Source organism: Streptomyces phyllanthi (assembly GCF_009377205.1).
Lineage (GTDB): Bacteria > Actinomycetota > Actinomycetes > Streptomycetales > Streptomycetaceae > Streptomyces > Streptomyces phyllanthi.
Map to the genome: position 1 here is coordinate 23,379 of NZ_VJZE01000056.1, position 9,227 is coordinate 32,605.

The 9,227-nt window shown below is 70.7% G+C and carries 7 protein-coding genes; 3 read left to right on the forward strand and 4 right to left on the reverse strand.

Features of this window, described 5'->3' with window-relative positions:
* Nucleotides 1-35 precede the first annotated feature (35 nt).
* The 4 genes from FNH04_RS46490 to eccB form a co-directional block, all read right to left on the reverse strand.
* Complete coding sequence (locus tag FNH04_RS46490; RefSeq protein ID WP_194236633.1) at nt 36-1,865, reverse strand: hypothetical protein; 1,830 nt, start codon at nt 1,863-1,865, stop codon at nt 36-38.
* Nucleotides 1,865-2,341, reverse strand: a complete 477-nt coding sequence (locus tag FNH04_RS11445; RefSeq protein ID WP_322722928.1) for a hypothetical protein — start codon at nt 2,339-2,341, stop codon at nt 1,865-1,867. Before FNH04_RS11445 ends, FNH04_RS46490 begins: the two co-directional genes overlap by 1 nt.
* A 329-nt stretch (nt 2,342-2,670) precedes the next feature.
* The gene (mycP, locus tag FNH04_RS11450; RefSeq protein WP_152783087.1) at nt 2,671-3,939 is read right to left on the reverse strand and encodes a type VII secretion-associated serine protease mycosin; all 1,269 of its coding nucleotides are present in this window, start codon (nt 3,937-3,939) and stop codon (nt 2,671-2,673) included.
* Nucleotides 3,940-3,950: 11 nt separating this feature from the next.
* Complete coding sequence (gene eccB / locus FNH04_RS11455; protein ID WP_152783089.1) at nt 3,951-5,474, reverse strand: type VII secretion protein EccB; 1,524 nt, start codon at nt 5,472-5,474, stop codon at nt 3,951-3,953.
* A gap of 197 nt (nt 5,475-5,671) precedes the next feature.
* Here eccB and eccE point away from each other — a divergent pair, with 197 nt between their 5' ends.
* The 3 genes from eccE to FNH04_RS11470 all read left to right on the forward strand — a co-directional run.
* The gene (gene eccE / locus FNH04_RS11460) at nt 5,672-7,009 is read left to right on the forward strand and encodes a type VII secretion protein EccE (RefSeq protein ID WP_228031290.1); all 1,338 of its coding nucleotides are present in this window, start codon (nt 5,672-5,674) and stop codon (nt 7,007-7,009) included.
* Complete coding sequence (locus FNH04_RS11465) at nt 7,009-7,782, forward strand: hypothetical protein (RefSeq protein ID WP_152783093.1); 774 nt, start codon at nt 7,009-7,011, stop codon at nt 7,780-7,782. The genes eccE and FNH04_RS11465 overlap by 1 nt, the downstream gene beginning before the upstream one ends.
* A 556-nt stretch (nt 7,783-8,338) precedes the next feature.
* A partial coding sequence (locus tag FNH04_RS11470) for an SCO5717 family growth-regulating ATPase (RefSeq protein ID WP_322722929.1) occupies nt 8,339-9,227 on the forward strand: 889 nt, incomplete at its 3' end.

A 9,227-nucleotide genomic window follows, 5' to 3' on the forward strand; every position in this document is an offset into this window, starting at 1 on the left:
CCTTTTTATGTCCTCGCTCGTGTTCAGCCGGTTGTCTACGACGCGTCGCGCCGTCGGTTGTCGGGAGGGGTGCCATCCTGGCCGTCGACCGGGCAGTCCGGCCGATTCGGGTCTTCACGGTCCGCTCGGTCTCGGTCCGGGCTCCGGCGACTGGCTCCGGGGCCGCGTACGAGACCGCTGCCACCACTTGTGGCGCCGCCGCCCCTGGCTGCCGAGTTCCGCCCGCTCGGTGCTCCCACCACTCCGTCGGGGTTGCTGGTCGATCGGCGGTTCCCCTGCCCGGCGCCAGTACCGTGCGGCTGCTGGGGAACGCCGATGACTCCACGCTGCCCGATACTCCCGCCGGTAGCGCGTGAGCCGACTTGGCCCTCACCACCGATGACCGTGCCGCGCGGCACCTTTGACCCAGTAGCCCCGGGAACAGGTCCAGTGGCTCCAGTGGTGGGCTTTCCGCCTACAACACCACTGCCGCGTCCCGCACCAGTGGCACCCGGGCCGGCCGGTCGACCGCTTGCCGTCCCGCCAGCAGTACGAGGCGTTCCACCGGAAACGGCCGGGCCCATCGGCGTCCTGCCTGCCGTCGCGCCCCCGGTTCCCCGAGCTCCCGTCCTCCCCGTCGCATTGGCATGCCCCATGGGCCCCATAGGTCCACGCGCCGAGCGTCCTCCGGCCGAGGAATTGGGCGTGCCAGTTCCCCGAACTCCCGTCTGGCCCGTCGCATTGGCATGTCCCATCGGGCCCATGGGTCCACGCGCCGAGCGTCCTCCGGCCGAGGAATTGGGTGTGCCCGCCCGCCCTTGCGCGGAAATCGGCGTCCTGGCGCCTCCGCCGAATGCCGAAGTACGGCCGGCAGCTCGACCCACAGTGGAGGGCGGAGCACCATTGACGAGAGGACCAGCCGTTCCCCCTTGGGTGCCGCCACCCGTTCCTGTGGTCTGCGAAGTCCCGCCGGGCGCCGGGCTCGTGGTCTGCGGAGGCAAGGTGTCGACGCTGTCGATCTCCGTGCCGACGTTCCTGTCCGGGTACTTGATTGAGCCGTCCACTTCCTTGAGCGGCGGCGTGGTGTCACCCGAGCGCGGAGTGCCAGCTGTGCCACCCGCGGTGTCGTGAGTCGACGTCGACTCGCTGGAAATCGTGCGACTCCCGCTTTCCTGCCCATTGCCCGGCCCTACGGAGCGGCCATCCGGCTGTGGCACGCCTACACTCGGCATCGCCTTGAACGGCGCCGGCTCCGGCGCCCCCGCCAGCGTCTGCGCCGACACCGCGTAGAACGACGACAACCGATTCATCTGGTTGATCGCTTCTTGCCGGTCCTTCTCGGCCTTCACCGCCGCGGTGTACTCGGCGTTGCCCTCGACCCGCTTGGGCGCCGGGATGTCCTCGACCTTTTTCGGGTCCGGCCGGGTGTCGCGCGGCGGCATGGCGCTGCGTACGGATGCGAGGCCCGTGCCCGCCGCGGTGATCTGGTTGGCGGCGGTGTCCGCGTAGTCGGCCAGCCCACGTGCCCAGGTCACGAGTTCGCCGCCCCAGTTACGGAACGCGGTGCCGGCCTCGCCCTCCCAGTCGACTCGGCCGATGTGGCCGCTCAGTTCGTCGACGGCCTCGTTGATGGCCTTGCGTGCGTCCCAGAGGGCCTTGCCCGCGAGCTCCAGATCGGCCGGGTTCGCGGCATCGACCAAGTTGATCATGTCGTTGAGCTGACGACCCTCGAAGTCCGTCTCTCCGAAGAAGCGAACGTTGCCGACGAACGGCATGTTGCTCAGCATCTTCGACACGGCGGTCGTCGCGTCGACAACGCCGACCTGCTGGTTGACCTCTTCCAGATCGGTCTTGTACTGATCCTGCTGCTTCCAGTCGTCGCCCATCAGTACCCAGCCTCAGCCTTCTTGTCGTCGGAGCGCTCCTGGGGGGCCTGCCCGTCCTTCTCGCGCTGTGCCGCCGCCTTCTCGCGCTCCGCGTCCCGGTACTCACGGTCGATCTGGGTCTGGATCTCCCAGAAGCGTCGGCGCTGCTCCTCCTCCAGGTTGTCGAAGCCGATGTCGGCTCCATGCACCGCGATCCCCAAGGACTCGATGTGCAGTCCCAACGACTTGGAGAGGGATGTCAGTCGGTCATGGACGCGGTTGTACTGGGCGAAGAGGCCCGAAGCCTCGGCGAAGTCGGTGCCCTGGCCGCTGAACGAAGCGCGGGAGAGCTGGTGTTCACCGACCTTCGTTGAACTTGCCGGTGATCCTTCGAGGTTCGCGAGCACCCCGTCCACGCGCTTCTTGAACGTCTTCAGCGCTTCCAGACCGCGCCTCAGGTCGGCGCCACCACTGCCACCCATGTCCGCAGGAAGCACTCTGCGTCTCCTCCCCGTTCCCCGTTGTCAAGCCACTGAGTGGTGGACCGACGCAGACAGCGATCCGCCCGACTCGTCAACCACTGTAGTCACTGTGCAAAACGCGGCCAACTGAACTTTGTGCTGAGTCAGTTACGAAGTTGCCGAGGACCCGCCGGGCACCCGGTCGGCAACGCTGCCAAGAGGCCGCGATATCGGGTGATCTGCCCGCAAAGCACTTGCGGCACGCGGGCCGACTCCAGCGTCATGCCCACAACGGATCACCCGAACCATCCTCACAGAATCTTCGCGACTACAAACCGACGGTCCTGCGTCCCGTCGGCAGTCAGTCACCCCGCGCCACCCCTTGCCGCCCCTTGCCGTCCCTTCCTCCGCGCGTCCCGCACCGCCACAGCCGCCCCGCTCAGCACCGCCACCAGCACCGCCGCTCCCACGGCCACGTACGTCGCCAGGCGTGCGTTCCGTTCGTCCGGGGTCTCACCCAGGTGGAGTTTCGCCGGGGTGGGGGCCTCCGCCTTCGTCAAGCCCTCCTGGGGGTCGGGCGACTCGATCGGGTGGTCGTCCTCCGTCAGCGCGCGGACCGGGTCGACGACGCCCCAGCCCACCAGGCGGTCGTGGCCGGCGACGGAGCGTTCCGCGGTCTGTTCGATCTGGGCGACGATCTCGCGGGCCGTCCAGTCGTCGTGCTTGGCCTTGATGAGGGCGGCGACCCCTGCCACGTACGGGGCCGAGAAGCTCGTTCCGTTGTCGGAGCAGTGGCCGCCCAGCGGGACGGTGGAGATCATGTCGACGCCCGGGGCGGCCACGCCGACGAACTCTCCGGACTGGGAGAAGGACGCCCGCTCGTTGTTGCGGTCCGAGGCCGCGACGGCCAGGACGCCCTCGTAGGACGCGGGGTAGGTCTGCTTGACGTTACCGCCGAGGCCGTCGTTGCCCGCCGAGGCCACGACCACGATGTCCTGGGCCAGGGCCGCGTCCACCGCCTCTTTCAGGGAGGGGTCGGGCTCGACCGCGTTGGCCGTGTCCTGGGAGATGTTGATGACGTCGGCGCCCTCGGCGATGGCGTGGCGGATCGCCCGGGCCAGCGTCCGCGCCGTGCCGTGGCCCTCCGCGTCGTTCTGCTTGATCGGGATGATCGTGGCCTTGGGGGCCAGGCCCACGAAACCTGTGCCCTTGGCGGGGCGGGCCGCGATGATGCCCGCCACGCGTGTGCCGTGGCCGACCGTGTCCGTCGTACCGTCGGACTTGCCACGGTCGATCGGTTCGCCCTTGTCGTCCTTCGGGGGGAGGAAGTTGGCGCCCCTGGAGGCGTCCACCGCGCGCGTGAGCTGGGGGTTCTTCGTGTCCACGCCCGTGTCGATCACGGCGACCCGGACGCCCGCGCCCTGGGACTGGCTCCACAGTTCGTCCAGGAGCACGCGCTGCAGGGCCCAGGGGCGGCCCGTGTACTTCTTGTTGGGGAACTCGCACTGGTCGGTCGCCGAGTCCGCCGAGGCGGGCGGCGCGAGGGCCACGCCGACGGTGATGAGCGTCGCGATCGTCACCGCGACCGCGCGCCGAAGGCGCACGGGACGGCCGGAAGGAGATGCGTACGACATGGACGTCCTCCTTACGAGCCCTGCGGCTGGCGTGCGTCCGCCGTCGACAGGCGTGGGCCCGTGGACAGGAACACCGACCACTCCGCGGGGATCGGTGCCGGATCCACGTCGGCGTACCCCAGGCGGACCTGGGCCAGCTTGGCCTCCTGCTGGAGTTGCTCGCGCTGCTTGGCCGTGATGCCGATGCCCGCGTCGTCCGTGGCGCCGTCCGCGTTGGACTGCATGGCGTAGCGCAGGCCGGTGTCAGTGACGAGGAAGAGGCTGCCCGCCGTGGTCTCCTCACCCTTGAACTGGCGGTAGAGCTGGCCTGATCCGGGGGTGACGTACGCGCTGGAGGAGCCGGTGGGGAGCGTGGCCGGGTAGTCGGCGCCGGCCCAGGTGCTGAGCGTGGTGCCGCCGTTGTCCGCGTCGACGTCGCGCAGGACGTTGCAGATGGTGTTGCGGCTTCCTTCCGCGTCCGAGGCGTCGTTGACCGCCTTGGGGTCGCGGGTGGGCCACTTCTTCTCTGTCCCGAACGCCTCGCCGGGGACGATCGCGCCGGGGCTCACCTCCCGTTCCTGACCCCGCTGGCCGACGCTCACGAGGTCCTCGCTCGCCAGCAGCAGCCTCGCGACGAACTCGGAGACGGGCGCGACCCGGCCGGGCAGGACCAGATAGAACTGGTCCTTGTCCCCGTCGAACGCCTTGAGCACCGTACCGACCTTGTTGTCCTCGTCGTCCAGCTGACCGGGGGCGCCCGCGGGGGCGCCAGGAGTGTCGGAGATCGCCGGGAACGTGATCGGGTCGCCCTGGTGCAGGGTCGCGAGCCACTCCTTGGACACCCGCTGGGGTTCCCGGTCGGAGCCGACGATGGTGCGCAGCAGCAGTTCGTCGTCGCTGTCCACCTTGTACGCCCAGCCCCTCGCGTCCACGACGTAGCGGGTCTTGTCCGGGCCGACGACGTACAGCAGTTCACCGCCCCGCAGCTTGTTCTTGCCCTCGGTCGTGCCCATGTCCCTGTCGGCGAGGACGAAGGCGGCCTTCTGGATGGACCTGCCGCCCGCGCTCGGGCGTTCGCAGACGACCCAGCGCTTCTTGGCGCCCGCCTCCTTGTCGGAGGGGAGCCGGTCGGGGGCGTACGGGATGCCGATGGTGACGCCGTGCGGGATGTCGCCCTTGTCGAGGATGGACTCGTCGACGGTGACGACGTCGCCCTTGCCCGTGTCGAGGAGCAGTTTCGCCGACGCCATGTTGAGGACGGGATGGAGCTGGATCTTTTTGCCGGTCTTCAGGACCACGTACCGGGTGGTCGACTTGCTGGCGATGATCACCTTCTCCCCCGGGGTGTCCCAGCCCTTCGGCGCGGTCGGTTTGAACATCCCCCATGCGCCGAAGACGGCCACGATGATCACACCCACGATGGTGCCGGGAAGCACGGCGCGCAGCGGCCGGGGCGCGCCCTCGTCCGAACCGTCGGGGGACGACTGGACGAAGGACGCGAGCATGCGGCGCTTCGCGAAGGTGTAGGCGTTGAGCTGGTCCCGCCGAGATGCCATGTGTGCCTGTCTCTCCCCGTGTCTCGCCTGGGCGGCGCTCGGGGGTCGACCGTCCCCCGCCCTCCGTTGTCAGACCGGCCCCCTACTATGCCTGGTAATGGAACGGCCTTGTGGAGCGGGTAGGGTACCTGCACCTTCAAGGAGCCCTTGTGGCAGCGGAATTCCAGCGGTTGTGAGCAAAACGGGGGGATGGAGTGATGGCTTCGGGAGCGCGGGCCCGGTCGCGTGACCGGTCGCAGGCGCGGGGCGCTTCGGCCCCGCAGCCGGGACGGCCACAACAGCGGTCGGCACAAGGCGGTCCGCCGCAGCCGTCGGGCGCGCTGCATCTCAAGGCACGGCCGGGGCAGTCCGGTTCGTTTCGGTTGCAACGGATCGTGTTGCTGGAGATCGCGGCCGCCGTGCTGCTCGTCGGCTGGGCCGTCGATCCTCTGGCGCTCGTGCCGGCGGCCGTCGTCGCGGTCGTCCTTCTCCTGCTCGCCGTCGTACGGCGGCGGGGGCGCTCGCTGCCCGAATGGCTCGGCACGGCGCGAGCGTTGCGGGCGCGACAGCGGCGGGCCGCGAGCACACCGATCCGGCCCGGTACGGAGCCGGGGCTGGCGCCCGCCGTGGAGTGCGACCCGAGTCTGCGGACGTACACGTACGGCGGACGGGACCGGCGGCCGGTGGGGATCATCGGGGACGGGACGTTCGTCACCGCCGTGCTCCAGGTCGAGGCGGACTCGACCGCGCTGCGGGCGGAGCGGAGCAGGCAGCCACTGCCCCTCGGCCTGGTGCGGGACGCGCTGGAAGTGGACGGGATCCGGCTGGAGTCGGCGCAGATCGTGCTGCACACGCAGCCCGCTCCCGCGATCCACCTGCCGCAGCAGTCGGTCGCGGTCAGCAACTACGGCCCGTTGCAGGAGCAGACCGGTGCTCCCGCGGTGCGGATCACATGGATCGCGCTGAAGCTGGACCCCGAGCTGTGCCCGGAGGCCGTGGCCGCGCGCGGCGGTGGGCTCGTGGGGGCGCAGAAGTGCGCCGTACGGGTCGCGGACCATCTCGCCAGCCGACTGACCGGGGCCGGGTTCCGTACGACCCTGCTCAACGAGGAGGAGCTGGTCGCCGCCATAGCCACCTCCGCCTGTGCCAACCCCCTCGTGACGGCCGAGGCCGGCCGCACCGACACCCCGGAGCGGCGGACCGAGGAGTCGGGCCGCAGCTGGCGCTGCGACAACCGCAGGCACACCACGTACTGGGTGCGCCGCTGGCCCCAACTGGGCGGCCGGGGACCGGCGTTGCCCCAGCTCGTCGCCCTGCTCACCGCGATACCGGCGCTGGCCACCACGTTCAGTCTCACGATGGCGCGCGGTGACCGGCAGCAGGAGGTGTCGCTCACCGGGCACATGCGGGTGACCGGACGCAGCGACGACGAACTGGTCGCCGCCCGGCGGGCGTTGCAGCAGGCGGCGCGGCAGGCCGGGACCGGCCTGGCCCGGCTGGACCGCGAGCAACTGCCCGGCATGCTCGCCACTCTGCCTCTCGGGGGTGCTCGGTAATGGCCATGACCACGAGTGCGTACGGCGCCACCGGGGCGCCCGAGCCCTCCGTCGCCGAGCGGGTGCGTGAGCAGGTGCGCAGCGGTTTCGGCCTGTTGGGTCCCCGGCACGGGCGGCATGCGCTGTCCGTGGACCAGGTGGACTCACTCGCGCTGCCCATCGGGGACGACGGGGTCGTGATCGGGGTGGACGCCGAGGGACAGCCCGCCGTGCTCGGGCTCAACCGGCCGACTCCGCACGACGTCGTGCTGATCGGCGGTCTGTGGACGGCTCAGGTGCTCGCTCTGCGTGCCGCGGCCACGGGTGCGCGCGTCGCCGTGGAGACGGGCCGGGCGCAGCACTGGATGCAGCTGGTGCACGCCATGGGCGGCGGGCAGAACGGGATGACCGTGTTCGACGTGGGCCGCGTGCCGCCCCAGGGCGCGTCGGCCGGTACGCCGGTGCTGGTGGTGCGCGACTGCGGTATGCGGCCTCCGCGCGGCCGGGTCGTCTCCGGGCCCTGGCAGTCCGTGCTGACGCTGCTGCCGTACCTGAGTCCGGTGGCTCCCCGGCTCATACGCCAGGCGCGGCTCGTCGGCGTCCAGCGGGTCTCGCCCGACGAGGCCGCGGACCTGGGCCGCACGATGGCGCTGCCGCGCGGCGACGTGGACTCGCTGCCCACCCTCGCCGACGGCGTCACGCTCTGGTGCGGCGACCGGGACCGGCAGTACGTGATGACGCAGCCGACCGACGCGGAGATCGGATTGCTGGGGACGCCTCGGCGGATGGACTGAGGGCTGGGGCGCCGACCGGGGCCGCCGGGGCGGGTTCCGATCCGCCATCAGTTGAGTGAAGGTGAAGGCTCGGTTCTAGTGCGTCGAGGGGCTCTCGGGCTCGCCCGGCGCGCGGACTACCCGCTCTACCCGCTGGAGTACGCGCCCGCCCGGGCGGCGTCGGGCAGCTGGCGACAAGGCCGTCGAAGGCTGGTTCGTCATCAGGTGTGCTTCGGCCGATGCCGCTTGTTCGGTCCGAGCCTTCCCTTATGGCCTGCCCTTCTCTTGTTCGACTCATTCACCGCTAATGGCTGGTTTGTTCACTGCGATCGGACCGATCTACGCCGTTTCTGGGCACGATGTGACGGACTGGACGAGCACGGAGGGACGGACGGGCCTGCCGTCGTGGCGCTCGTGATGATTAGGCTGGGACTGGGCGCGGCACCGAATCCGTGGGCGGACCGCCCGCGCTCCGTGGGGTGAGCCGGCCTATCGGGTCGATCCCGAATGGCGTCAGACGACAGAGAACGGTCGCCCCGCACGGCTTTGAGGGTGCTTGACCACACCAGGAGGAATTGTGAACAGCGATCGGGACGGGATCCGCGGGGGTTGGGCCGCACCCGACGATGACCAGTCCGACGCGGAGTCCGCCATCGAGATGACGGGCGAGTTCACCATCGACTACGCGCCCCCTGCCTGGTACACGCAGAACGCGTCGGGTGGATCCGGTGCGGCTGCCTCATCCTCCGAGTCGGCGGCTTCGCCGCCCCCGGCGGCCGGTTCCGCCACTCCTCCCCCCGCGCCGCCGGCCGGTCCTCCCGTCAACGTGCCGAACGCCCCGGCGGAGGGTGGCTTCCCGCCCGCGTGGCCGCCCACCACCGGCGCGGCGCCCGCTCCGGCAGAGTCGGGCGCCGATGGCAGCGGGGACATCGAGAGCGGCGCGACCATGCGGTTCTCCGCCGCCGCGCTGAAGCGTGAGATCGCGGGGTTGGCCGCCGCACAGGATCCGGAACCGGCGGGGACGCCCCCCGCCCCCGGTGACGACGGGTCAACCGGCGGACCCGCCGCCCAGTCCTCCGGTGACGCTTCGGCGGACACCAGCGCTGCGGCCCCCGGCTCCAGTGATACGGCCGCTGGCTCCAGTGATACGGGTGCTGAGTCCGGCGACTTCGAGTTGAACTCTCCGGAGTCCGAAGCCGGGGATCCATCCCCCTCGGCAACCTCCGGCGAGTCCGTGGAGAGCCCCGAGACCGGCGCGACGGGACAGGGCGGCTCCGACGCGGACACCTCGGTGGCTTCGGGGGTCACCTCGGACGACGCAGACGACGCGGACGACGCGGAGAGCGGTGAGGACCGCGAAGGCGGCGACGGCAATGAGGCCTTGAGCACTGGGGAGGGCGAGCAGACCGCCGACCGGGAGACCCCGGACGCCGACTCCGGTTCGGCCCCGCCATCCGCCCCCACCC